Raw genomic sequence first — 24,327 nt, 5'->3', positions numbered from 1 at the left:
CAGCGTGCTCTAATCGATTTGTAACGTCAAGGCTGAGGCCGTACCGCGGAAATCTTGGTCGATCAGCCGCGCCCTTGGAGAACAGAACTTCGGACCTTTCGACTGCCAGAAAGCTGACGCTTCACCTTCGGCCCAGGCCGGCGTTACGATCCGCCCCCCCGAGACCAAAGGCGGCCGGGCTCTGCAAAACCGTGCCGCTCCCCCGCCGCGCTCACGCTGTCGAGCATCTCCGATCGCACCAGCGCGTGCTGGCCGCCAAGATCCCGGGCGTGTTGGGCAGATCCGCCGGTCATTCCTGCTCCAGCAGGTTCGTGAAGTTGGCCACGATCCCGGGCCTCCGGCCGCCCTTGCGGGACGAGGCCATCAGCCGGACCCGGTAACGGGCGCCGTCCGCCCCCTCGATCGTCCGCTCGGAGGGCCGGTTCGCAGCCAGCACCGTCGGGATCTCGTCCAGCAGCCATGCCAGGGGGATCGGCGCCGAGAAGTTGCGCAGGGACCGGCCTACGTCGCTCGGCTGCAAGCCGAAGATCTGCGCAGCTGCGTTCGTGAACATACGGATGTGGAGATCCGGTGTCAGGAGCACGCTCGCGACGTTCATGCCCTCGAACAAAGTGGCCTGATCGTCGGTCAACTGGTCGACGGCCTCGATCTTGGACGTGAGCTCGGAATTCATTGTCTGAAGCTCCTCATTCAGAGACTGTGTCTCCTCCTTCGAAGCCTCGAGCTCCTCGTTGGCGGCCTGCATCTCCTCGTTGACGGAGTAGAGCTCCTCGTTCGAGGATTTCAGCTCCTCAAGGGAGGTCTCGTATTCCTCGATCACGGCCTGGAGCCGTTCGCGCGTCACGCTCAATTCGCGCTCCAGGCCCTGGAGCGCCGTGTCCCGCTCGTTCGCCTCCAGGGCCTGCTGACGTTCCTTCTCGAAGAGCGCGGCGGCTTCTTTGAACACGACCAGGAACAGCGGCTCAATTGCGCCGGGCGTGGTCAGCGGCTTGACCACGAGGGAGATCGACTGGAAACGGCCGTCCGGCAGCTCGACGCCGATGCCTTCGCGCACGACCAGGGTGTTGCCCTCGATCGCCTCGCGCAGGGCCGTCCGGAGATCCAGTCGCAGGCCCTTGCGCGCCATCGCGGCCAGCTCCCGGGTCGGCTGGCCGGGCACGACCTCCAGGTGATCGCCGATCCGCGACGAGTAGTGCACGGCCTCGCCCGTCCGCGTCACGACCGCGTGGGCCGGCGTGAACTCGGACAGCATCTGCGTCTCGACCGCGTGCCGCAGGGCCGCGTGCGTCGTCACATTGCGCCGCTGCGGCTGGCCCGCGCTCGACAAGATTGGCGTGTCCGTCCCGGACATCGGCCGCAAACGGGCCGGCGGGATCGCGTCGCGTGCCTGGAAGATGCGGTGCTGCTTGTCGATCGTCTCGAACAGGTCCTCGAACCGCGTCACGTTCTCGGCCATGCCGATGAACAGATAGCCGCGCGGGCGCAGGGCGTAGTGCAGAACCGGCATCAGCTGCTGCTGGGCCTCGACGCCGAGGTAGATCATCAGGTTGCGGCAGGAGACGAGATCGAGGCGCGAGAACGGCGGGTCGCGCAGCACACTGTGCGGGGCGAAGGTGCACAGGTCGCGCACGGCTTTCTCGACCACCGCGCTGTCGCCCTCGACGACGAAGTGCTGCGCGATCCGCTCGGGCGAGACGGCGGACAGGTAGGCCCTCGGGTACCGGCCAGTCCGGGCGACCGTGAGCGCGCGCTCGTCGATGTCGGTGGCGAAGATCTGCACGCGCGGCGGATCCGCCAGGGTGAGCATGTGCTCGCGCAGGAGGATGGCCAGGGAGTAGGCTTCCTCGCCAGTCGAGCAGGCCGGCACCCAAATCCGTATGACATCGGTCGCCACGCGTGCGTCGAACAGCTTTGGGATGACCTGGGTGGTCAGGGCCTCGAAGGCAGCGGTATCGCGGAAGAAGTTCGTCACGCCGATCAGCAAGTCCCGGAACAGCACCCCAACCTCGGCCGGGTCAGCCCGCAGCAGCTTGAGATAGCCGTCCAGTCCGGACGCGCCGACGACGCTGATGCGCCGCTGCAGGCGGCGCCCGAAGGTGCTCGGCTTGTAGCCCGAGAAGTCGTGGCCGACCTGCCGGCGGAGGATGGCGAAGATTTCGGTGAGGAGCTCGGCCTTGAACTCCCGCGCAACCCCGTCGGCCAGCGCATTCGGCGCGGCGGCGACGTGCGCGGCGATCCGGTCGCCCATCCGTTCGGCCGTCTCGCCGAAATCGACGAAGCCGGTCCGCAGCGAGCTGAGCGGCATGTCGGCGGTCTCGGGGCCGTAGCCATCCGCGGTCTGGGCCAGGGTCAGGCCGCCGTGCTCCTTGATCGCCTTGACGCCGATGGCGCCGTCGCCGTCGCCGCCGGACAGGATCACGCCGACCGCGCGCTCGCCCTGGTCGAGGGCCAGGGCGGTCAGGAAGATGTCGATCGGCTTGGTCTCGCGGCCCTCCCCAAGCGGAGTCAACGTCAGCCGCCCTCCCGCGATGCCCATGACGAAACCGGATGGCATGACGTAGACGGTGCCCGGCTCGACCAGGACGCCGTCGGCGGCGGCTTCGACCTTGAGCGGCGTGAACCGGGCTAGCACGTCCGGGAGCAGGCTCTTGTGCTCCCGGCCGAGATGCGTGACGACGACGAAGGCGGCCCTCAGTGTCTCCGGCACCCCGCGGAAGAAGCCCCGCATCGCCTCGATGCCGCCCGCGGATGCGCCGACGCCGATGATCGGAAAGTGGTCCTGGTCCATCACCGCGTTCTGAACCTTCGGATCGATGCCGCGCCGTTCGTCGAAATTCAGCATCACGTGTTCTCGCCCGATGTCGAGGACAGCTGCGCGGATCAACCGTCGTGCGTGACTTCCTGCACGACGTAGGCGAGGCAGCGGGCTCGGGCCTCGGGGCTCTTCAGCCGCACGAACAGACGCAGCAGCGCCATGACTTCGGCGAGATGATCAGGGCCCTCAACGACGGTTTCGATATCCGGAGTATCAGCAGGATCGGCCGTCAGGAAGGTCGCGACCGGGACGCCCAGCGTACGGGCGATGCGGACCAGCGCACCGCGCGCGTCGTCCTGCGGATCGTCACCGTTCATCGTGGTTTCTCCGCCGATCCTTGCGCCACGGCGATCACTGCAAGGTGATACCGGCTGCCCGCGGCCCCATCACGCCGGCGACGCGACGGCCGACATGATGGAGCACGCGGCCGAGGAGCAGGCGGGTCTGAGGGTCAGGATCGTCGTCCGCGGCCTCGTAGGCCTCGATGAGAGACGTCACCAAATGCTTCGATGGACCCGGGTCGTCGCCGGGTGCCGACGGCCCGGTGACGGCTTGCGCGCGGGATCGCCGCACCAAATCGCGCGAGGCCTGGAGCGTCCGCCGCGTCTCCTCGGCCGCCGCGCGCAACTCACGGGCAACTTCAAGGCACCGATCTGCACGGGGACGGTCCATCCTTCGCACTCCGTCTCGTCCTGCATGCCCGCACAAGGATCACTTCTGCGTAGCCTCAGGCACCGTGCGCTCAATTTCTAGATGCAGCAATCCCAATTTCGCTCTCGATCACGATTGGAAGGATCAAACGTCAGCATCCATCACAGGTTGGTTTTTTGAGCTTTTGGCATGAAACGAGGGGATGCGAGGACACGCGTCAAATTTCCAGGCCATCATCCGCCAACCGACCGCAGAGCGGACCTTCCGAGGGTCTGCGAAGGGTCGACACCGGACGGCCGTTCAGCAGAACCTGAATGTCGGCCGTCGGGCGGTGGGTTGGTGTCTGCTCATGGCGCACAGCGGCGATGATGAGCGTCCCAAATGGGTGGTTTTCCGCCGGTCTCCTTTCGGGCAGTAATCGACGGACGCGGATATCGCCCCCGTGCACGCTCACGACCCATTGCGAAACCGGAGGACGTCCGCTTCCAAGCTGTAGATATTTCAAAGCGGACGCCGCCGACGCCGTGCGCCCCTCGAAAGCATGATCCTATGCGGCCGGGACGACCCAGGTCTGGCGAACGTGGTCGAGGATGTCGGTCCTCAGTGCGAACCAGATCCAGACGACGATCCTCGCCTCTGCCACCAGGGCCGCCTCGCGGGTGTATCCTGGGGCACCTGAACCGCGGGTTCGGGCTCGGGCATCGTGAATGTTAGGCTTGGATCCACCTTAAATGTGCGATGCGCCTCGGTACCCCGCCGAACCGCGATGATCGAGGGTCGCTTGGCGATCGTCGAGCCATTCACGTCATCGTGGTGCTCAGCTTGAGCTAAAGTATAATGCACGTCGAACCCTAGATTGTTGAAAATCTTATTGTAAAGTCCTCGCGAAAGGTGCCACCATACGTAATTAATTTTGCTGTTATCGAGCGGTGTGATCGGTCGCATTATCAAGTCATCGACCGGGATGACATCGGTAAAGGGGATTAAGACCGCCTCGCGCGCGAGGCGCGCCCACGCTCCGATCGCAAACACGGGTTCGGATAGGTGCTCAACGATCGCCCCGGCCATGACCACATCGAACATCTGCTCCGGCCACTCGTACAGCTCTGGCATGGGTGCGTAGACGCACTTAGCTTTCGAGTTGTTTTTGGCCCAGGCGTGCCACCATGAGTTTTTGATCGGGATCAGATTGTCCCGTGTCCATACATCTTTAAATTGTCGAATGTCTTTGTAAGACAAGCTGTCTGAGAAGGGGACGTGCCTAAATTCGTCGATCGAAGCCGCATCCAAGCCGGTGACTTGGGCTCCACGCTTCTCAGCACTGAAAGCTAGAAATCCGGAGGCCGTGCCTATATCTAGAACAGTCTTGCCACTCAAATCGTACCCACCGATGTACTGGTCGAAGTCTTCGATCGTCCAGCTTCCGCGAATGGTTTCCCCATCTGGAAACGCCATCGTGTGATACCAATACGATCTGTTGTTTTGTGCTTCTTCCCATGGATTTTCGTAATTTGGCTGAGTACTCATCACAGCAGAACCTTCTGCTACGGCATCGAATTGGCGTTCCGGCGGCGTTATCACGGTTCCGTGATGCATGTCGATCCGGTAATTTTCCGGCGCTCAGATTGACACGGCACTAAGTCCTCTATCTCACCAAAAGTTGTAAATGTGGGCACGCTTCACACAGCCCTCTGGTGGCTCACCTTTTTTGAGCGCAGCCGCTACAGTCCGCCAAATCAGGCGGTAGATCTTGTTCCACGCGACTACGACGAGGTTGGCTCGGATTAGGAGCGTCCGCTTGGAGGTGTGTGACTGACCTCCGCTCTCTGGAGTTGACCCGCTCTGGTGGAGCGGTGGAACGCTTGCGGATCAGGGGTTGGCGAGCATCTCCTGCTCGGAGCGGATGGGTGAGCGATAACCGAGCGCGCAGTGCAGGCGCACGGGATTGTAGAAGCCCTCGGTGAAGGTGAACACGGCCATGCGGGCGTGTGCCTGAGAGGCAAAGCGCCGGCGGTCGAGCAACGCGCACGCCAGCGTCGCGAAGAAGCTCTCGCACATTGCGTTGTCGGAGGCGTCGCCCACCGAGCCCATGGAGGGCTGCACGCCCGCTTCGCGGCAGCGACCGCCGAAGGCCAGCGACGTGTATTGCGATCCCTGGTCGGAGTGGTGGATCACATCGCGCGGCCGCCGCTGCATGATGGCCATCTCCAGTGCGTCGAGCATGAGTTCGGTCCGCAGGTGGCTGGCCATCGACCAGCCCACGACGCGGCGGCTCCAGGCGTCGATCACCACGGCGCGGTAGAGGAAGCCCGCGGCGGTCGGCACGAAGGTGATGTCACCTACCCAGAGCTGGTTGGGGGCCTCGGCCGAGAAGTTGCGATCCACGAGATCGGGCGCGGGGCGAGCCTCCCGGTCGCGTCGCGTGGTCACGACGCCTCCGCGCCGGCGGCTGACGCCGACAAGGCCCGCCTCGCGCATCAGCCGCGCAATGCGCTTGCGTCCGTGTCGTGCGCCCTGTGCTGCCAGCGTAGCGTGCACGCGCGGCGCACCGTAGATCTCGCCCGACCCAGCGTGAGCGGTGCGGATCTGCTTCAACAACGCGGCCTCCGCCACGGCACGGACGGAGGGCGCGCGCTGCCGCCAAGCGTGATAGCCGGCCTCCGACACGCCGAGCACGCGTGCCATGACCGCAAGGGGGAAGACGGCCTGGTTCGCGCTCATGAACTGGAAGAGCCCGACGGCACCGCGCCGCTCTCCCGTGCGAACCAGGCCGCGGCTCTTGAGAGGATGTCGCGCTCCAACCGAAGCTGCCGCACCTCGCGGCGTAGACGGGCCAGTTCCTCCCGCTCGGCGAGCGTCAGGACGTCACTCTTGGAGGCGCCGCGGCTCTCACCGCGGTCGGCTTGAGCGACCCAGTTGCGGATGGCCTGGGCGGAGGGCTCGAACTCGCGGGCGAGATCGGCCGGGTCGCGTCCGGCGCGGACCAATTCGACCATCTGGCGGCGGAACTCGGGGGCGTAGGGCAGGCGTGTATGAGGCATGGAGCGCACCTCGTGCGGAAAGTCTGAAGGGCTCCACGGGACCGGGTCAACTCCAGCCGGCAGCGACCGGCAGCAGCAGGGTGGCGATGGTTCCGCGTCCCGGCTTTGACCGGATCCGGAGCTTGCCCGACCAGCCCAGCACGATGCTCCGGACGATCGCGAGCCCGAGGCCGGTGCCCTGGCCCGTCGCCTTGGTGGTGAAGTACGGGTCGAGGGCGCGCGCCGCGACGGCGGCAGACATCCCGTGGCCGTCGTCGATCACCCTCAGCCGCATCCAGCGCCGCGATCCGGCTCCCGCACGCGCCTCACCGGCCTCGCCGCCGCGGATCTGGTCGACCTCGATCCGGACCTGACGCGCTCCGGCCTGCACGGCGTTCTGGACGAGGTTCAGAACGATCTGCGTCAGTTCGCCCTGCAGCGCCAGGACCTCGGTGTCGCGGTCCCGGATTACGGTCTCGAACGGCTCGCGCAGCATCGGACGGATGAAGTTGCAGGCGGTCGCCACGGCGGTACCGAAAGCCAGCCGCTGTGGGGCGATCGTCTCGCGCCGGACATAACCGAGGATGCCCTGGATGACGCCTACGGCCTGGATCGCGCAGGCCTCCACGACCTCCAGATCGGCCTGCTCGGGCGGCTTCTTCGGGAGATCGGCCAGCATGATCTCGGTCATCCCGCGCACCGGCTGGAGCAGGTTGTTGAGTTCATGCGCCACCGATCCAACAAACTGGCCGAGGGTCTCCAGGCGCTGCCGGTCCCGCTCGGTGCGGTCGCGCTCCTGTTGCCGATGCTGCTCAAGCAGGTCGATCTTGGTGCGGTAGGCCACCGCCGCCGAGACCATCAGGGCACTCAGGCAGGCCGACATGCGCCGGATGACCTCCGGCTCGTTGATCGGCACCCCCCGATCGGACAGCGCCAAAGCCGCGCCCTCGTGCAGGCCGGCGATCTCGTCAAGGGAGACGTCGTCGGTGATCGCGCTGCGGCCGAGTTCCTCGATGTCGAGGAGCGAAGCCTCGGCCGCCGTGGCGACGTAGCTTGCCATCCCGGCCGTATAGCGTTCGAGGAGGCCCTGCATGCGGCGTCACGCCTGGAAGGCGACGCACAGGACGGCGCAATCGTCGCTCTGGCGTCCGTAGCGGGTCATCAGGTGTGCGGCGAGGCGCTCGGGATCTTCGCGTACGTTGCGCGCGTCGGCCTCCAGATCCACCGGCAGGAGGCCGTCGGACCACAGGACCAGGATATCGGCGGGCGCGAACCGGACGGTGAGGGGCTTGAGCGGTCGCAGGCCCGCCCCGACGATCCCCGGCATGCCATCGAAGCGCAGCGTCCGGGCAGCGAACAGCGCGCCCTGAATGTTGCCCACCGCCGCCACCGTGATGGTCTGCGCCGCGGGCTCGATCCGCAAGAACGCCGCCGCGGCACCGCGGGTGTGGCGCATGACCCCGTCGGCCGCCGCGAGCCGCTGCGTTGGCGCGACACCCGCCTGTCCCTTCACCAGGGCGAGCAGGCTCCGGGCGGCATGATGGGCGTCCGGCCCGTGCCCGAGACCGTCGACGATGCAGGCAAGGGCATCTTCGCCCTCCCGCCACCAAGCCACCATGTCGCCGCACGCGGTCTCGCCGGGATACGTGCGCGTCGCGGCGGCGATCCGGAGCCCCGGGATCTTCGGTCCCTGGCTCATGGCCGCCGCACCAGGCAGACGATGCGTGTTCCCGCCCCGACGCAGGAGGTGATGGCGAAGGCGTCGACCAGGCGGCGCGTCCCCGGAAGGCCGCAGCCCAGGCCGCCGCGGGTCGAGTAGCCGTCCTCCATCGCGAGTCCCAGATCGGGGATGCCCGGGCCGTCATCCTCCGACACGAGCTCGATCACGGCGGCTTCGGGCGCATCCTGCACCGTCAGGCGGATCAGGCCGCCGCGCGCGCTGTGGAGGACGAGGTTCATGGCGAGCTCGGAGACCGCCGTCGCGAGGCCGTGGGCCCGCACGGTACCGAAGCCGTGGCGCAGGGCGAGCTTGCGCGCCTCCTGCCGCGCCTCGGCCACGTCGATCTCGGTCGTCACCCTGACGCTGACGACATCCGGCTCCGGGATCATCGACGCCTCGTCATGCCGGTCCGGACCAGGGTGCGGCCCGGGCAGGTCTCGATGACGAGATCATCCATCAGCTTGCGGACGGCGGCGAGGCCGAGGCCGAGGCCGCGCCCGGTCGAGAAGCCGCGCGTCAGGGCGCCGGTGACGTCCGCGATCCCGGGTCCCTGATCCTCGACCTCGATCATGACGCTCCGCTCCTGGACGGTCAGCCGGGTCAGGACCCGGCACACGCCGCCGCCGGCATAGACCAGGGCGTTGCGCGTGAGCTCGGAGACGACCGTGGCCAGACGGGTCTGATCGACGGTGGTGAACCCGATCGCTGACGCCGCGGTGCGGCTCGCCTGGCGAGCCCGCAGGATGTCGTCCTGGATCCGGATGTCGATGAGGGCCCGGGTCGTCGCGCCGGGCGCCGGTTCGGGCCGATCAGGTGGTCGGGACTTCGTCATGGCGACCTCCGCGGGAAGCCACCAGCCGAACGACCTTGGCCACGCCGCCCTCGAGATCGAAGGCGGTCTCCATGTCGATCATGTCCCGGCCCATCTCGACGAGCGTCAGGGCCACGGCGGGCTGCATCCCGGCCAGGACCGCGACGCCGCCCATGATCTTCACCATCTTGGCCGTCTCCGAGAGAATCCGAGCCATGTAGGAATCCACGACGTCCGCGGCCGTGATGTCGATGACGAGGCCGTCGGCCTTCCCGGACTGGATCAGCGCGAGGGCGTCGATCTGGAGGTCCATCACCTGCTGATCCGTCAGGTCGGCCGGCAGGGAGGTCAGGAGAACGCGGCCGAGCCGGAGGATGGGGACACGCATCAGAGCATCGTCTCGGTCGGGCCCTTGGCGTTCTGGCCGAGGAGCCGGAACGCCTCGGCCAGGCCGGCCCGGAGGGTCCCCCGGGTGATCATGCTCGACAGGTCCACGTCGAGCTTCACCAGGGTCTGCGCCGCGTCCGGGCTGATGCCGGTGACGATCACTTGGGAGCCGAGCAGGCGCGCGGCCTCGACGGTCTTGGTCAGGTGGAGGGCGACGCGGCTGTCGATCAGCGGAACGCCCGTCACGTCGAGGATTGCGATATGCGCCTCCTCCCGGGCGAGGGCCTCCAGCAGCCACTCCATCACCTGCCGGGCCCGCTGCGTGTCGATGATCCCGACGAGGGGCATCAGGATGATGTGGCGCCAGATCGGCAGGGCCGGGGTCGCCAAGTCCAGGAGCGCCCGGCCCTGGCGCCGGATGATCTCCTCGCGCGTCTCCACGAAGGACGCGAAGGTGACCAGGGCGAGCTTGTCCACCACCGCGTCGAGGGCGGCGCGCCGCCGGTCCAGCTCGTTCGTCCCGCGACCGCTCTCGCGGTTCAGGAGATCGCCCGCGATCGCCTTCAGCGACAGGATCAGCGTGGCGGTTTCCATGGGCGTCAGGCCGTCGCGGGCGCAGGCGGCGCTGATCGCGGCGGCCTGTGCCTCGACGGACTTGAGCGCGTCGCCCTCGCCCTCGCCGGTGAGGAAGAAGGCCGTGAGCTTCTCGACGAGCGTGCCCAGCTCGAGCTTGAGCAGCTGGAGCGAGGCCGGCTGCGCGCTGGGCGCGGTGTCGTGCAGGCGCGCAAGCCAGGCATCCAGGACGTGCGCTTGGTTTTGCAGAAGGATTTGTCCGACGCCGTGCATGGGTTCGGTCATTCCCTGGTGTCCGATGGGGCGAGGGTCGCGACGGCGGACAGGAGTTCCTGCATGCCGACGGGCTTCATCAGCACGTGGTCCGCGCCGACACGTGCGGCCTCCTCCATCGAGAAGAGCTGCGGTGCCCGCGGGGCGCCCCCGGTGATCGCGATGATCGGCAGGCCAGGCTTGTGGGCCTTGACCCAGCCGATCAGCGTCAGGCCGTCCTGACCGGGCATCCAGAGGTCGGTGACGAGGATATCGAACGGGCGGCTGCCCAGCAGTTCCTCCGCCTCGGCGGCGGAGCCACATTCTTGGACCGTGTGATGGCCCCGCTCGAGGAACCGCCGGACCGTCATGCGGACGACGGCCACGTCATCCGTCAGGAGGATCGATGCCATGGATCAATCCTCCTCGCGTCGACGCCGAAACGACACGTCGACGGATCCGGTTTGCCGGATCGCCATGCGTGTTCATCGGAATACGCTGTCTTGTTCTCAGAAAAGCTCGATATCATTATTCGACTTCGTGCTGCTCCGCGGCGGAGAAGGGCCTTCGGAGAGCGCGATCTCAGCAAAAGGTCTAACGTCCGGCCAAGATTTGGTCAAGGGATTCGATAGATCCATCGCCTTGAGATGCGAGCGAGCCGCGGCAAAGATGCTTTCGAGATGTTGAAGCCTCTGACGTGTGACGTCCTGAAATTGGATTGATCCAATCAGTCGGACGATCGGCTGTGCGATGCGGGCGCTTTCTTCTTGGACTTTAACCAGTGTGTCCCGCTGATGGGAGACGAGGCGCTCCATATTCTCAGTCAGTCCGGCGATTGCCGACGCGATTTTCTTGAGTTCTCCGCGCTCGCCCTCGACGCGGTCGTTGACGAGGGTGGCGAAGTTCTCCCGGATTGACTCGCGCAGGCTGGCGAGATCCTGGGCGATCTGGGTCGCAGTGGTGGCCGAAGCGTTCGAGAGTTCCTTGACCTCCCTGGCAACGACGGCGAAGCCCGCGCCGGCCTTCTCGGCCCGAGCCGCCTCGATCGTCGCGTTCAGGGCGAGCAGATTGGTCTGGCGGGCGATGCTCTGCACGCCGTCGGTCGCCCGTGTCAGTTGGTCGGTCGCCACGTCGAGCTCTTCGAGCCGCTGCCGGCACTCCACCACGTCCTGGTCGCGGCGGATCAGGAAGTCGCCGATCAGGCGCCGGTTCTCGGTCAGTTGCTCGTCGGTCTGATCGACGATCTCCACCACCCGGGCATTGGAGCTGGACAGGTCGAGGAACGCCAGGAGTTCGGACATCGCGCTGTCGACGTCCCGGAGGCTCGTCATGATCTCGCAGGCGGCGGCCTCGGTCTCGGTCGTGACCGAAGCCGTGTCGTGGGCTGCGCGCGCGAACAACTGATCGTAGACCGCGAGATGGTCGGTCAGGGCGGTCGCGAGATCGGCGGCTGCGAGCCCGGCGGCCTGTGCTGCCGAAGCGCCGGCCTCGGCCGCTCGCTCCGCCGGGTCCGTCGCATGGGACGGCCCCGCGGGCAGCACCTCGGACGGCGGCTGCGCCAAGGCCATCGACCGACGCGTCACGGCCGCCGAGGCCCAGGTCGCCCCCCAGGCCGCCGCGAAACCGACCGCCGCGATGGCGGCCAGGCCCGGGACGGGGCCGAACGCGACCGCGCCGACCGCAGCGACCGCCAGGGCGGCCGGCCCCGCGCAGAGCGGGCCGATCCATCGGACCGCACGCGACGGACTCGCCCACGCCATGGTCAGGCCCCGGGAACCAGCTGGCGGATCACCTTGAGCAGGGCCTCGGGATCCACCGGCTTGACGATCCAACCCGTGGCGCCCGCCGACTTCGCCTCGTTCCGCTTGTCCTGCTGCGACTCGGTGGTCAGCATCAGGATCGGAATGAACTGCAGGCCCGGGAGCTTGCGGACCCGACGGGTCAGGTCGATGCCGTTCATCGCCCCCATGTTGAGATCGGTGATCAGCAGGTTGGGCTTGGTGCCCGCCTGCAACGTCTCGACGGCCTGCTCGCCGCTCGCCGCCTTCACGACGGTTAGGCCGGCCCTGGTGAGGATACCTTCGATGCTCATGAGCATGGTCGGTGAATCGTCGACAATCATGATCGTCGTGGCCACGCGCGTCTCCTAGGGGGCTGTGTGGGGTGCGGGCGCCGCATCGGCCCGCCAGACGGCCGTCAGCTCGTCGGCCAGCAGGCCGTAATCGGCGGCGCCGCGGCTCGCGGGGGCGTAGTCCCGGATGGGTTTGCGCGCGGCGAACGCCTCCGCCAGGCGGATGTCGGTCCGGATCCCGGACAGCACGCGCTCGATCCCGAATTCCCGGGCGATGTCCTGCATCGTCTCGCGGTGGTGGTTGGTGTGGACGTTCAGCATCACCGGCAGCAGGCCGACCACCTTCAGGTCGCTGTTGACCGTGGTGGCGATGCGGAAGAACAGCCGCGCGAGCTGCCGCACGCCCTCGGCCGAGAGGGCGTGGGGGATCATCGGCACCAGCACGCCGTCGGCCGCCGCGAGGGCGTTGACCAGGATCATGTCCAGCGAGGGCGGCGTGTCGACGATCACGAGGTCGAAGCGCGTCGCGATCGCGGGGTTGCGCAGGCCGCGCTGCAGGGCCGAGACGCTGCGGTCCACCGCGGTGGTGCCGTCGAACAGCTGATCGGCCGGCGCCACCCAAACGCCCGCGAACGCGGTCGGCCGGATCGCCGCCTGCAGGTCGAAATCGGGGGTGGTAAAGACGTGGTGGGCCGTCGGCGCGTCGCGCTCCGGGACGATGTCGAAGCCGAGCCCGGCATGTCCCTGGGTGTCGAGGTCGACCAGCAGCGTGCGCCGGCCGCGGGCGCCGCACTCGGCGGCCAGATTGACCGAGGTCGTCGACTTCCCGCTGCCGCCCTTGCGGTTCGAGATGGCCAGGATCGTGGTCAAGCGGCCCCTCCGGACGCCGGCGAGGAATCCTGCAGGAACGGCATGATGAGGCCGGCCAGCGCCGGGTCGGCGGGCGGCACCAGAGTGGCCGGCCGCGCGGCGGCGAGGACCTGCAGGATCGCGGTGTGCAGCCCCTCGCACTTGGTCATGACGACCTTGTGGGCGCCCGGCTTGCGCAGGGCCTCCAGCAGCGGCAACGCCTCCTCGACCGTGCACCGCCCTTCGAGATGGACGATCTTGCGGGCGATCCGGATGGCCATCACAGCAGCTCCCTGAGATCGAGGACCAGGAGGACGCGCCCGTCCCCCAGCAGGGTCGTACCGGCGTAGCCGTCGATGCCGGTCAGGACGCCCTCCAGGGGCTTCAGGATCACGTCCATCCCCTCCCGGAAGTTGTCGATGATCAGACCGACCCGTCGGCCGCCGACCTGGCAGACCAAGACGGCGGCGTCGGCCTCCCCCCGGGGCTGTTCGGGCAGGTACAGCAGGCGCGACAGCCGCAGCAGCGGGATGATCGTCTCGCGCAGCACGAAGGTCTCGGCCTTCTTGATCCTGCGGATCCGCTCCCGCGGCACCCGCACCGTCTCGACGATCATGTCCATCGGCACGCCGTAGAGGCTGCCGGCGGCCTCCACGATCATGATCCGGGTGACCGCCATGCTGAGCGGCAGCGCCAGGCGCGTCGTCGTCCCCTCACCGAGGCGGGAACTCACCGAGACCTGGCCGCCGAGCTTCTCCACGGTGGTCAGCACGACGTCCATCCCGACCCCGCGGCCGGACAGGTCGGAGATCTCGGCCGCCGTCGAGAAGCCCGGGCGGTAGATCAGGTTGATCGCCTCCTGGTCGGAGAGGCGGTCCGCCTCCTCCTGGGCGACCACGCCCTTGGCGACGGCGGCGCCGCGGATCCGGGCCGGGTCGATTCCGCGGCCGTTGTCCTGCACCTCGATGACGACGCTGTCGGCCTCCTGGCGGGCCCGCAGCAGGATCCGCGCGGTCGCGGACTTGCCCGCTGCCCGGCGCTCGTCCGGCGCCTCGATCCCGTGGTCGAGGGAGTTGCGGACGATGTGCAGCAGCGGGTCGCCCAGCGCCTCGATGATGGTCTTGTCGGCGGCCGTATCCTCACCCTCGAGGACGAGGTCGATCCGCTTGCCGAGCTTGCGGGCGAGGTCGCGCACCAGCCTGGGGAACCGGTCGAAGATCTCGGCCACCGGCAGCATGCGGACCTGCATGATCGTGCCCTGCATCTCCTGGGCGAGCCGGTCGATGACCGCGTACTGCTCCTTGATCTCGCGGGACATCTCGCGCGAGGCGTAGGTCTCCTCCGCCCGCTTGGCGAGGAACGGCAGGGCGTTCTTCGAGACGACCAGTTCGCCGATCAAGTTCATCAGCAGGTCGATCTTCGCCTGATCGACTTTCAGGGACTTGGCGGCGATGCGCGCCTCGGGCTCTTTCCCGCCGATGGCCGGGCCCGGCGCGACCTCCGTGGCGAATTCCTGCAGATCCGTCTCCGGGAGCGCGCGGGCGGCCTCCGGGCGCTGGAGGGGGGCGCCCGCCAGCACGGCCGCCAGGGCGCTCAGAACGGGCGCGACCGAGCGCGCCTCGCGGGCCGCCGCGAATGCCGCCTGGATCGCCGCGCGATCCGCGTCGCGGCCGAGGCTGAGGAGCACGTTCTCCACCACGGTGCCGACCGAGGCGAGGCGCTCCGCGTCGTAGCCCGCGCGCTCCAGGGACCGGTGCTGGCTCGCCAGCACGCTGTGGGCGAGATCCCGGCGCGGGTCGGCGGCCTGCGAAGCGGGCTGGGACGCCGGAGCCTGGGCTGTGGGAAGAGGGCCGCCCGGAGGCGGGTCGAGGCGACCCGAGCCGGCGGCGGCCACGAGAGCCGCCGCGAGGGCCGGATCGGGCTCGGGGGCCGACAGGGCGGCGTCCAGCCAGTCGAGCGCCTGTCGGCGCCAGAGCGTCGGCCCGGCGACGCTGCGCAGAGCGGCCACGGCCTTGCGCAGCTCGTCGTACCGGCCGGCGGCCAGGAAGGCCGACGCCGTCTCGCGGAAATCGTCCCAGATCGGGCCGTCGCTCGGCTCGCCCGCGATCCGCACGAGGTCCCGGGGCCGCACGGGCGCGATGGTGGTCCGGTCCAGCTCGTAGCGCATCGCCAGCTCGATCTCGGCCCGGGGGGCCTCGGTCAGCAGCGCGAAGTGCAGGTTGCACTGGTAGGGATCGAGATCCTCCAGCGTGCCCCAGGGTTCGGCGGCCGCGATGTCAAGCGCGAGGGCGCCGGGTACCTGCCGGATCGCCTGCAGGGGATCGGTGCCGTTGAAGAAGCAGCCCGGCTCCGGCGCGTAGCAGACCAGGTGCACGGCCTCGCCGCCGCAGGCGCGGCGGAAGGCGGCGAGGCAGGCGGAGGCCGGCAGGCGCGCCAGAAGCGCCGGCGGCAGCGTCGCGACGGCGTCGGCGGGCGCTGGTTCGGCTTCCCGTTGCGCGCCGTCCGCCGGTGCGCCCGCAGCCTCGCCGTCCTGTGATCCCAGGCGTCGGCGCAGCTGCGCGGCCATCCGGTGCGCGACCGCGTCGGCATCCGCCGGGAGCGCGTCGCGCCGCTCGAGCTCATCGATCCACTGGCCGACCTGATCGAGGCTGTCGAGCAGCATGTCGACGAGGGCGGAGTCGATCCGGAGTGCGTCGGACCGGACCTCCCCGAGGAGATCCTCGGCGGCGTGGACCAGCCGGGTGAGGGCACCCGCGTCGAACAGGCCGGAGGAGCCCTTGATCGTGTGGACCGCCCGGAACACCTCGTTGACGGCGGTCTCGTCCGACGGGTTCCGCTCCAGCTTCAGGAGCCCGCTGGCCGAGATCTGCAGCAGCTCGCGCGCCTCGGGGATGAACCGGGCCAGCAGGAGATTGCTCATACCGGCGCACCCGTCAGCAGGCGCGCCGTCTCGACGAGGAGCACGGGATCGGCCGGTTTGACGATGTAGAAATTGGCACCGGCCTCGTAGGCCCGGGTCGCGTCGGCGTCCTTGGCCTCGGTGCTGATCGTGACCACCGGCGTCGCCTGGAGCGACGGCTCGCGGCGGATCCGGGACACCAGCTCGTAGCCGTCCATCTTGGGCATGTTGATGTCGACGATCATCAGGTCGAACCCGCCGAGCAGGGCCTTCTCCAGGCCCTCGACCCCGTTGGCGGCTTCCTCGACGACGAACCCGGCGCGGCCGAGCACGTCCTGATAGAACATCCGCATCGTGATGCCGTCCTCGACGACAAGTATTCGCTTCCCGGACATGCCCGCATCAATCCTATTCGATCGGTCTTTGATAGACGATCGTGTCGCCGAACTTGCGCGGCAGGAACATCGACGACATGCGGCTCATGCTCTCCGAATGGCCGAGGCAGATGAATCCGCCCGGGGTCAGGCATTCGTAGAGCGCCTCGACCGCGGCGCGTCGGGACGTATCGTCGAAGTAGATCAACAGGTTCCGGCAGAAGATCACGTCCATCGCGCGGTAGCGATGCATCTGGACCGGGTCGGACAGGTTGGCCATCGAGAAGTCGATGGAGCTGCGCAGCTCCTCGTGGATCTCGAATTGATCGTCGCCGAGCCGGCGGAAATACTTCTTGCGCAGCTCCGGCGACAGCCGCTGCAGGGAGCGGTTGCCGTAGATGCCCTTGCGGGCATCCGCCAGGACCCTGGAATCGATGTCCGACCCGGTGATCTCGATGGCGAACTCGTCCGCCCGCGACCAGTATTCCAGGATCTGGATCGCGATCGAGTACGGCTCTTCCCCGGTCGAGCACGGCATAGACCAGATCCGCAGCGTCTCTCCGGGCCGGCGCGTCCGGGTGATCTCGGGCAGGATGCCGCGCACCAGCGCGTCGAACTGGTAGTCCTCGCGGAAGAAGTAGGTCTCGTTCACAGTCATCAAGTTGACGAGGTGCTGCAGCTCCTCCCCCGATGCCTGGAAACGCAGCAGGGTGAAGTACGCCTTGAAGCTGTCGCTCCCGGTCTTCGCGATCCGTTCGAAGAGACGCTTTTCGACGAAATATTCCTTCTTGCCGCTGAACGAGATGCCCGTGCGGCGGTAGAAATACTCGTAGAATTTCTCGTACTCGTCTTCGCTGATCTGGATCGCGGGGTCGGTCTGCCCGAAGGCGCGATGGGCTTGCATCACGATCCTCCGATCCGGCGGATCGCCGCGGCGGCCGCGAACCGGATAAAGGGGACCTCGGGAAAGCGCGCCGCCAGGGCCCGGAGCGGCGCGACGGCGCTTGCGTCGCCGATCTCCGCCAGGCCGTCGACCGCCGCGGCGCAGACGTTGACGTGACTCTCGCGTGCCACGACCTCGGCCAGCCAGTCCGGGGCCTTCGGATGCGGCAGCAGACTCACCATGTTGACCGCCAGGATGCGGACGTCGCTGTCGGGGTCGGACAGCAGCGCGGCGACATGGGGCTCGACCTCGGCGGGCATTTCCTGCAGCGCCTCGATCGCGGCGTTCCGCAGGGCGCTGTCCTCGCTGCGCAGCAGCGGCAGCAGGCCGGCCACCACCGCGGGGGATTTGAGGCGGATGAGCGTCGTCAGGATGACGGCCCGGACGCTGGCGGCCGCCTCGCCGCCGAGATGCGCGCACAGGATCGGCCCGGCCTCCGGAAAGGCGCCGAGGTCCCGGGCGGCCCGGCGGCGCTCCGCGCTTTCGGGGGAGGCAAGGGCGGCCGTGAGCGCCTGGAGATCCGCCTGCGGGAGCGCCACGGCGCCGGTCTTTTGCGGTTGGGCCGGCTTCTTAAGCGCCACGGCGGTATCCCCCGGGTCGGGCCCCGGCATCCGGGGCGCGGAGCCATCCGACAAGCTGTTCCGCGATCGCGTCGCTCGGCAGGACCACGCTGGCCCCGCCGCGCTTGATGAGTTCGTGCGGCATGCCGAAGACGATGCTGGTGTCCTCGTCCTGCGCGATGGTCAGGCCGCCGCCGGCCCGCACCCGGGCCATGGCCGCGGCGCCGTCGTCGCCCATCCCGGTGAGCTGCACGGCGATCAGCCGGTTGGCCGGGAACAGGGCGAGCGCGCTCTCCACCATGCGGGCGACGCTGGGATGCCAGATATGCTCGTCGCTCTGCGGCAGCGGCGTCGCCGAATGGCCGAGCCCGCGGCGGGTGACCACGAGGTCGGCGTCCCCCTTGGCGATGTAGACCGTGCCGGGCTCGAGGGGCATCTGCCGGGCGACCTCCACCACAGAGACGGCGCAGAGATCGTTCAGCCGGCGGGCGAAGACGCCGGTGAAGCTGCTGGGCATGTGCTGCGCGACGAGGACCGGCCAGGGGAAGTCCGCCGGCAGGCGCGGCAGGATCTCCTCCAGCACCCCGGGGCCGCCCGTGGACACGCCCACCAGCACGAGCCCGGGGCGCCCGCCGCTCGCGAAGGCGACCGGCGGCGGCTCGGCCGGGGCCGACCGCCGGCGCTGGGCGGCGAGGCGACCGCGCAGCCCGAGGCTGCGCCGGACCCGCGTGGTCGCGGCGCTGCGGACCTTCATCAGGAGCTCGCGATGGATCCGGTCGATCGACAGGGAGATCGTGCCGCCGGGCTTCTGGACGAAGTCGACCGCCCCGAGGCTCAGCGCCTGCAGGGTCGTCTCGGCGCCTTCCTCGGTCAGCGACGAGACCATCACCACCGGCCGCGGATCCTCGCTCATGATCCGCGACAGGCAGGTGATCCCGTCCATCTCGGGCATGTTGACGTCGAGGGTGATCACGTGCGGATCGAAGCTCTTCAGCGCCTCCAGCACCTCGACGCCGTTGCGCGCCGTCTGCACCGTGAAGCCGCCCGCCGCCTCGAGGAGCTGCGTGAGGTGCCTGCGCATCAGGGCGGAATCATCGGCCACGAGGGCTCGGATCATGCGGGGTCTCGCCGGGGTGACGGAGTGAGGGTGCGTCGGTCCGGGCCGGAGCCCGGACCAGCGCTCAATGGGTGGTGAGCCGGACCGCGGCGGCTTCCTGGGTGTCGAGGAGCTGCATGGTGTCCAGGAGCAGGACCATGCGCTTCTGGCTTTCCAGGTTGGCCACGCGGCGGATCAGGCGCTGCTGCGCGTCCGACAGGTTGGGCGCGTCGCCGATGGCCTTCGCCGAGATCCGCATCACCTCCGAGACGGAGTCGACGATGAAGCCGGTCCGCACGCCCCGGACGGTGAAGACCATGATCCGCTGGCGGTCATTCCGCTCCGCCTCGGCGAGGTTGAAGCGGCGGCGCTGGTCGACCACCGGCAGGACCACGCCGCGCAGGTTGATCACGCCCTCCACGAAGGACGGCGCCTTCGGGATCCGGGTCAGCTCCTCCGGGACGCGCACGATCTCCTGCACGGCCTCGATCGGCACGCCGTATTCCTCGCCCATCAGCCGGAACACCACGAACTGCTCCTCGTCGGCGGCGTCCTGGCGCGCGTCCCCGTCCTGTCGTCCGTCGGCGCTCATGGCCTCGTTCTCCGTGGCGGCAAGCTTGCGCAGCTCGTTGGTGTCGAACATCTTCTCGACCGACAGGACGGAGACCAGCCGCCGGCCGTCCTGCAGCCGGCAGATCGCCTGGATCTCGTCCATGCCGCCGTCCTGCGACAGCAGGGTGGGCATCGCCTCGACGAGATTGCGGCTGACCCGCAGCACCTCCTTGACGCTGTCCATCACGACGCCGACCGAGAGGTTCCCGCCCTCGCCCAGCGACACCACCACGACCTTGTTGGTTTCGGTGAACGCCTTCGCCTGGAGGCCGAACATCTCGCGCAGGGATACGAGCGGCAGCAGGCGGTTGCGCAGGGTGATCACCCCGAGCACGTGCGCCGGCGCGTTCGGGACGTGGGTGAGGCGCTCGGGGAGCTGGACGATCTCCTGCACCCGCTCGATCGGGAAGGCGTATTCCTGCCCGGCCACCTCGAAGCTCACGAGCTGGTCCTCGTCGGCCTCGGCCTCGATTCGGGCCGCGGAATCCCGGTCGGCCGCCGGCGCGTGGCCGGCGGATGTCCGGGCCTTCGTGGTGATCTGGCTGAACTCACGGCTGACCAGCTGGGCCGCGTCCAGGATCATCACCATCGACTGACCGTCATCCCCCTTGATCATGCCGGTGAGCAGCGCGGTGTCGACGCTGCCCTCGATCGCCGAGGTCGGCTCGATCCGCTCGGGATCGACCGTGACCACATTCGCCATCCGGTCGACCACGAGGCCGATCGGATTGCCCTGGTCGAGCACCACCACCCGGGTGGCGTCGTCGTTCAGGACCGGCGGGAAGGCGAACACGTCCCGCAGGTTCAGGACCGGCAGGACCGTACCGCGCAGGTTGGCCAGCCCCAGCAGCGAGGCGGGGCTGAACGGGACCCGCACCACCTCGGGGATCCGGATGATTTCCTGCACGTCGTCCAGGGAGACGGCGAACATCTCGGTCTCGACGTGAAAGATCACGAACTGACGGGCCTCGCCGCGGCCCTCTTCCTGCCCGTGCCGCGCGGCGCCGTCGGCGAGATCGGGTGTGAACCCGGAATCCAGCGCCTGCACCGCCTGAGCTGCTGCGTTTGCCATGGTCGGACTTTCGCTCTCCGGACGGTTCGGCTCAGGCGGCCTGGAGCTCGTCGGCGAGCGAGGCGATCTCCTCGATCGCGGCGGCGAGCTGCTCGGCGCCCTTGCCCTGCTCGCTGGCGGCGAGCCCGGCCTCCGCAGAGGTCCGCGCTGCCTGCTGGGCTGCGGCGGCGACCTGCTCGATCGCGGTCTGGACCTCCCGGACCATGCGGACGATGCCGTCGGCGCCGTTCAGGATCTCCCGGTTGCCCGCCAGCACCTCGGCCATGTCCTTGGCCACCAGATCGAGGTTCCGCGCGATCGCACCGCTCTTCTCGACCTCGGTGGCGGCGCTCTCGGCGATCTCCTGGAGGTCGCCGCGCACGAACACGATGGTGTCCTGGATGGTCTTCACCGTGTCCTTGATCCGTTCGGCGTTCTCGGCGGAATCCCGCGCCAGGTTGCGGATATCCGTCGACACAACCGCGAAGCCCTTGCCGAACTCGCCGGCCCGCGCCGCCTCGACCGAGCCATTGACCGCCAGCATGTTGGTCTGGATCGAGACCGTCGTGATCGCGTCCACGATCTTGTCGATGCGGCGGCTGACCTGCTCGAGCGAGGCGATCTGGTCGCGACTCACGCGGCCCGCCTCGACGGATTGCTCAAGGCCGTCGATCATCGCGTCGACCAGCCCCTTGTTCTCGATCAGGAGTTCCGAGATGCCTTGCGCCTTCTCGACGGCGGTGCCGGCCAGGGTCTGCGATATCTGGGCCCGCCGCTCGATCTGCGCGATCGCAGCCGAGGATTGCTGGGTCGCCGCCGATTGCTGTTGCGCCCCCTTGGTGATCTGGTCGAGGGCGATCGTGACCTGCCCGGCAGCGCGGTTGATCTCCTCAACGGCGCTCGACAGCTCCTCCGCGGCCGAGGCGACCTCCTCGGCGCTCTTGCCGATATTGGTGCTGTTCTTCAGCTCCTCGGCCAGGCCCGACAGCTCCTGGGCGGCGTCCTCGCTCTGCGACAGCGCGGTGGTCTGCTGCTCGACCATCTTGCCGGCCTCCTGACAGGCCGCGCTCTGCTCCTCGGCCGCGGCCGCGATGATCTCCGCGCCCTTCTGGGCCTCCGTGGCGGCCACGGCTGATTCGTCGGCGGCCCGGGCGAGCTCGTCGCAGCCCGCGATGATCTCGGCCATGTCGCCGCGCACCCGCTCGAGCTGCGCGGTCACCGTCCGGCCCTTTTCGACCTCGGCGCGGGCCGAGACCGCGGCCTGACTGATGCCGTCGGCTGCGACCTTCACGTCGGCCTGGATCTGCGCCACGAGGGCCTGGATGTCGCGGGCGGACTTCTCGCTGGTCTCCGCCAGTGTGCGAACCTCGTCGGCGACCACCGCAAAGCCCTTGCCGTGCTGCCCGGCCCGGGCCGCCTCGATTGCGGCGTTCAGCGCCAAGAGGTTGGTCTGATCGGCGATCCGGGCGACGGCCTTCACGATCTCGCCGATGGCGCTCGCCTGCCGGTCGAGTTCCTCGACCAGCTTGACCGATGCCTCCTGGCGCTCGGAGGCTTTGGCGATGGCGGCGACCGACGCGCCGATCTGCGCGGCCGTCTCGACGATCAGTCCGGACAGGGCCTCGGTCTTGCGCAGCGCGATGCCGGCGTTCTCCTTGCCGGATTGGATCAGGGCCGCCCCCTGGTTCACCGCCTTCATGGTCTCCTGAGCGGCGCCCGCCGCCTCCTCGGCGCCGACGCCGATCTGCTCGGAAGCCTTGCGCAGCTCCTCGGCCGCGGCCGAGGCCTCGGCGATACCGCTCGACAACTGAGCGGTGGCTGAGGCGACCCGCTCGGCGGCCTTCTGCTGGCGCGCGAAGGTCCGTGCCTTTCGCTTCTCGGCCTCGGCGACGAGATGCGAACGGCCCGTGGAGGCCGAGGCGCTCTCTCTCGGACCGACCGAGGAGGTCATGGAGTGGATGGCGGTTTTCTTCGCGAGGGCCATGTGTCGACGCCTTCTGTAGGGTTCAGAGTGGGTTCCGGCCATCGAAAGATGATCGGTCTATTTGTATCCGAGCAGCAGATAATTATAATTCTTTTCTCAATACAAAATTCCGCATTTTAATGTTGTTATTCGAGTTCATGTCGATCCGATTTGTCTACGTGCCGGATTTTGAACGATTCTGATTTGTGATGTCATATCTTTTGCCGAAAATGAGTCGAGGAGCAAGTTTTTTCGAAATTGAAATCTGCTCAAAAAAGTCGGAATTTTTTCTGACCGTTTTAGATTTGTTCATGATTGCTTCATCATTGCTGGTTCGACCCAATGATGGGCGCTATAAAATTTCGGATCGCGGAACTACAATGAAATGACGTGCGGTAAGACTGCGAGAACAACTCCGTACTTGCCCCTATCTTGCCCTCTGAATAGTGGTACTCCCTGGCATCACAGTTGCATTTCTGACGAAGTCGTGGCGCTCGGTGTCACCATGCTTCGCGCATCATGGACGTCGGGGGGCCTCGGTTGAGGCGAAGCTGGATCTCTGGGCCTTGTCGCTGCAGGAGGTGAAGGGGCGCATGTGCCCGCTGTTTATGCAGGAGCGGGTCGCGGCTTAGGCCGGCGCATTCCTGGACGGACTGCTCGGCGCGGAGCGGCGCAGGACCGGTTGGATTCGGGCGGACGCGGCGGGCGATCCCGGGCCCTGGCGGCAGCAGGCGGTGCTCGGGCGCGGACGCTGGGACGCCGACGCCCTGTGCAACATGGTGCGGAACTATGCCCTGGAGACCCTGGCCGACGCGGAAACGGTTCTGGTTCTCGACGAGGCCGGTGTCCTCAAGCAGGGCAAGGCCTCGTGCGGGGTCCATCGCCAGACCGTGGCGTCCTTGATGGTGCGGTTCATCCGCTCGACCTGACCGTTGGTCCACGGAGGGTTGGGTTTGGTCAGGCGATGCTCGATGCCGTGCTCGTGGCAAACGCGATCGAACCTGTGCCGGCTGTAGAGGGCTGTCGGGCCTGAGCGGTTGCGCGGGGCATGGCAGAATTGCACCCCGTTGTCGGTCAACACCGTGTGGATCGTGTACGGCACGAACGCGACCAGCACGCGGAGGACGTCCGATGCTGTGTAGCGGTCGGCTTCCGCTTCCAGCTTGGCGAAGGCCAACTTGGAGGTTCGGTCGATGGCCACGAACAGGTAGAGCTTGCCCTGTTCTGTCCTGACCTCAGCGATGTCGACGTGGACGTAGCCGATGGGGTAATCGGCAAAGCGCTTTGTCTTGGGCTTGTCACCTTCCATTTCCGGCAGGCGGCTGATGCCGTGCCGCTCCAGTCAGCGGTGAAGCGACGAGCGGGTCAGGTGCGGGATCGTCGGCTGTAGGCCGGAGCGGCAGTCGTCCAGCGGCAGCAGAGTATGCCGGCGGAAGGCGACGATATCGCCTCGTCCTCAGGTGTCAGGACCGTCGACCGAGGTTCTTGCGTCCCCAGGGCGGCATCGGCCGTCGACTGGCGTCCGCGCCGTTTCTGGATCGTCGTCGGGCTGACCCGCAGCGCTTGGCCGCCGCTCTCACACGCTCTTGACGTGGCTGTAGTGCGCGACGGACCGCCTCCGTCCTACGGGCGCTGCCCTGTCGAATTCGGCCCATGGCGCATCCCTTGCCGCATGGTGGT

Annotated in this window: 23 protein-coding genes and 2 pseudogenes; 1 reads left to right on the top strand and 24 read right to left on the bottom strand. The window is 67.9% G+C overall.

Translation table 11 applies throughout. The features are described from left to right. Positions 1 to 289 precede the first annotated feature (289 nt). The 23 genes from MKK75_RS11365 to MKK75_RS11255 form a co-directional block, all read right to left on the bottom strand. On the bottom strand, positions 290 to 2,842 hold the full coding sequence (locus MKK75_RS11365; RefSeq protein WP_244042682.1) for a CheR family methyltransferase: 2,553 nt from the start codon (positions 2,840 to 2,842) through the stop codon (positions 290 to 292). A 38-nt stretch (positions 2,843 to 2,880) separates the two neighbouring features. Next, the gene (locus tag MKK75_RS11360) at positions 2,881 to 3,132 is read right to left on the bottom strand and encodes a hypothetical protein (RefSeq protein ID WP_244042681.1); all 252 of its coding nucleotides are present in this window, start codon (positions 3,130 to 3,132) and stop codon (positions 2,881 to 2,883) included. A gap of 34 nt (positions 3,133 to 3,166) precedes the next feature. Continuing rightward, positions 3,167 to 3,313, bottom strand: coding sequence for a hypothetical protein (locus MKK75_RS11355; RefSeq protein WP_244042680.1), 147 nt, complete (start codon positions 3,311 to 3,313; stop codon positions 3,167 to 3,169). 753 nt (positions 3,314 to 4,066) lie between these two features. Further along, positions 4,067 to 5,062, bottom strand: a complete 996-nt coding sequence (locus MKK75_RS11350; RefSeq protein WP_244042679.1) for a class I SAM-dependent methyltransferase — start codon at positions 5,060 to 5,062, stop codon at positions 4,067 to 4,069. 273 nt (positions 5,063 to 5,335) lie between these two features. Beyond that, positions 5,336 to 6,507 (bottom strand): IS3 family transposase gene (locus tag MKK75_RS11345; RefSeq protein ID WP_244042678.1). Its coding sequence is split into 2 segments (ribosomal slippage): positions 5,336 to 6,249 and positions 6,249 to 6,507, totalling 1,173 coding nucleotides; the frame shifts between segments, so codons are not numbered across the junction. A 46-nt stretch (positions 6,508 to 6,553) separates the two neighbouring features. Continuing rightward, positions 6,554 to 7,579: a sensor histidine kinase gene (locus MKK75_RS11340; protein WP_244042677.1), complete on the bottom strand. Its 1,026-nt coding sequence runs from the start codon at positions 7,577 to 7,579 to the stop codon at positions 6,554 to 6,556. Between the two features lie 6 nt (positions 7,580 to 7,585). Further along, the gene (locus MKK75_RS11335; protein WP_244042676.1) at positions 7,586 to 8,185 is read right to left on the bottom strand and encodes a SpoIIE family protein phosphatase; all 600 of its coding nucleotides are present in this window, start codon (positions 8,183 to 8,185) and stop codon (positions 7,586 to 7,588) included. Next, complete coding sequence (locus tag MKK75_RS11330; protein WP_244042675.1) at positions 8,182 to 8,595, bottom strand: anti-sigma regulatory factor; 414 nt, start codon at positions 8,593 to 8,595, stop codon at positions 8,182 to 8,184. Before MKK75_RS11330 ends, MKK75_RS11335 begins: the two co-directional genes overlap by 4 nt. Beyond that, complete coding sequence (locus MKK75_RS11325) at positions 8,592 to 9,038, bottom strand: ATP-binding protein (RefSeq protein ID WP_244042674.1); 447 nt, start codon at positions 9,036 to 9,038, stop codon at positions 8,592 to 8,594. The genes MKK75_RS11330 and MKK75_RS11325 overlap by 4 nt, the downstream gene beginning before the upstream one ends. Further along, on the bottom strand, positions 9,016 to 9,405 hold the full coding sequence (locus MKK75_RS11320) for an STAS domain-containing protein (protein WP_244042673.1): 390 nt from the start codon (positions 9,403 to 9,405) through the stop codon (positions 9,016 to 9,018). Before MKK75_RS11320 ends, MKK75_RS11325 begins: the two co-directional genes overlap by 23 nt. Next, positions 9,405 to 10,262, bottom strand: coding sequence for an STAS domain-containing protein (locus MKK75_RS11315; protein ID WP_244042672.1), 858 nt, complete (start codon positions 10,260 to 10,262; stop codon positions 9,405 to 9,407). Before MKK75_RS11315 ends, MKK75_RS11320 begins: the two co-directional genes overlap by 1 nt. Beyond that, on the bottom strand, positions 10,259 to 10,642 hold the full coding sequence (locus tag MKK75_RS11310) for a response regulator (protein ID WP_244042671.1): 384 nt from the start codon (positions 10,640 to 10,642) through the stop codon (positions 10,259 to 10,261). The genes MKK75_RS11315 and MKK75_RS11310 overlap by 4 nt, the downstream gene beginning before the upstream one ends. 96 nt (positions 10,643 to 10,738) lie before the next feature. Further along, positions 10,739 to 11,797, bottom strand: coding sequence for a methyl-accepting chemotaxis protein (locus tag MKK75_RS11305; protein WP_244042670.1), 1,059 nt, complete (start codon positions 11,795 to 11,797; stop codon positions 10,739 to 10,741). Between the two features lie 194 nt (positions 11,798 to 11,991). Further along, complete coding sequence (locus MKK75_RS11300) at positions 11,992 to 12,366, bottom strand: response regulator (protein ID WP_244042669.1); 375 nt, start codon at positions 12,364 to 12,366, stop codon at positions 11,992 to 11,994. A gap of 9 nt (positions 12,367 to 12,375) precedes the next feature. Beyond that, the gene (locus MKK75_RS11295; protein WP_244042668.1) at positions 12,376 to 13,170 is read right to left on the bottom strand and encodes a ParA family protein; all 795 of its coding nucleotides are present in this window, start codon (positions 13,168 to 13,170) and stop codon (positions 12,376 to 12,378) included. Further along, positions 13,167 to 13,430 (bottom strand): hypothetical protein, encoded by a 264-nt coding sequence (locus tag MKK75_RS11290; RefSeq protein WP_244042667.1) that lies wholly within the window; start codon positions 13,428 to 13,430, stop codon positions 13,167 to 13,169. Before MKK75_RS11290 ends, MKK75_RS11295 begins: the two co-directional genes overlap by 4 nt. Continuing rightward, positions 13,430 to 16,069, bottom strand: a complete 2,640-nt coding sequence (locus MKK75_RS11285; protein WP_244042666.1) for a chemotaxis protein CheA — start codon at positions 16,067 to 16,069, stop codon at positions 13,430 to 13,432. Before MKK75_RS11285 ends, MKK75_RS11290 begins: the two co-directional genes overlap by 1 nt. Beyond that, positions 16,066 to 16,443 carry a response regulator gene (locus MKK75_RS11280; RefSeq protein WP_244042665.1) on the bottom strand — a complete coding sequence of 126 codons (378 nt, stop codon included), beginning with the start codon at positions 16,441 to 16,443 and terminating at the stop codon, positions 16,066 to 16,068. Before MKK75_RS11280 ends, MKK75_RS11285 begins: the two co-directional genes overlap by 4 nt. Before the next feature lie 13 nt (positions 16,444 to 16,456). Further along, positions 16,457 to 17,326: a CheR family methyltransferase gene (locus MKK75_RS11275; protein WP_244042664.1), complete on the bottom strand. Its 870-nt coding sequence runs from the start codon at positions 17,324 to 17,326 to the stop codon at positions 16,457 to 16,459. Further along, positions 17,326 to 17,946 carry a HEAT repeat domain-containing protein gene (locus MKK75_RS11270; protein ID WP_244042663.1) on the bottom strand — a complete coding sequence of 207 codons (621 nt, stop codon included), beginning with the start codon at positions 17,944 to 17,946 and terminating at the stop codon, positions 17,326 to 17,328. The genes MKK75_RS11275 and MKK75_RS11270 overlap by 1 nt, the downstream gene beginning before the upstream one ends. Further along, the gene (gene cheB / locus MKK75_RS11265; RefSeq protein WP_244042662.1) at positions 17,936 to 19,042 is read right to left on the bottom strand and encodes a chemotaxis-specific protein-glutamate methyltransferase CheB; all 1,107 of its coding nucleotides are present in this window, start codon (positions 19,040 to 19,042) and stop codon (positions 17,936 to 17,938) included. The genes MKK75_RS11270 and cheB overlap by 11 nt, the downstream gene beginning before the upstream one ends. 64 nt (positions 19,043 to 19,106) lie before the next feature. Beyond that, positions 19,107 to 20,705 carry a chemotaxis protein CheW gene (locus MKK75_RS11260; RefSeq protein ID WP_244042661.1) on the bottom strand — a complete coding sequence of 533 codons (1,599 nt, stop codon included), beginning with the start codon at positions 20,703 to 20,705 and terminating at the stop codon, positions 19,107 to 19,109. A gap of 31 nt (positions 20,706 to 20,736) precedes the next feature. Beyond that, positions 20,737 to 22,668 (bottom strand): methyl-accepting chemotaxis protein, encoded by a 1,932-nt coding sequence (locus MKK75_RS11255; RefSeq protein ID WP_244042660.1) that lies wholly within the window; start codon positions 22,666 to 22,668, stop codon positions 20,737 to 20,739. 484 nt (positions 22,669 to 23,152) lie between these two features. Between MKK75_RS11255 and MKK75_RS11250 the strand changes: the two are divergent. Continuing rightward, positions 23,153 to 23,546: pseudogene (locus tag MKK75_RS11250) on the top strand (transposase); the annotation flags it as partial. Here MKK75_RS11250 and MKK75_RS11245 read toward each other — a convergent pair. After that, positions 23,525 to 24,302: pseudogene (locus MKK75_RS11245) on the bottom strand (DDE-type integrase/transposase/recombinase); the annotation flags it as partial. The pseudogenes MKK75_RS11250 and MKK75_RS11245 sit on opposite strands and share 22 nt — an antisense overlap. Positions 24,303 to 24,327 lie beyond the last annotated feature (25 nt).

Origin of the sequence: Methylobacterium sp. J-030 (assembly GCF_022829545.1) — a bacterium.
GTDB lineage: Bacteria > Pseudomonadota > Alphaproteobacteria > Rhizobiales > Beijerinckiaceae > Methylobacterium.
The sequence above is the reverse complement of the archived record's forward strand: the minus strand, read 5'-3'. Positions and strand labels throughout refer to the sequence as shown.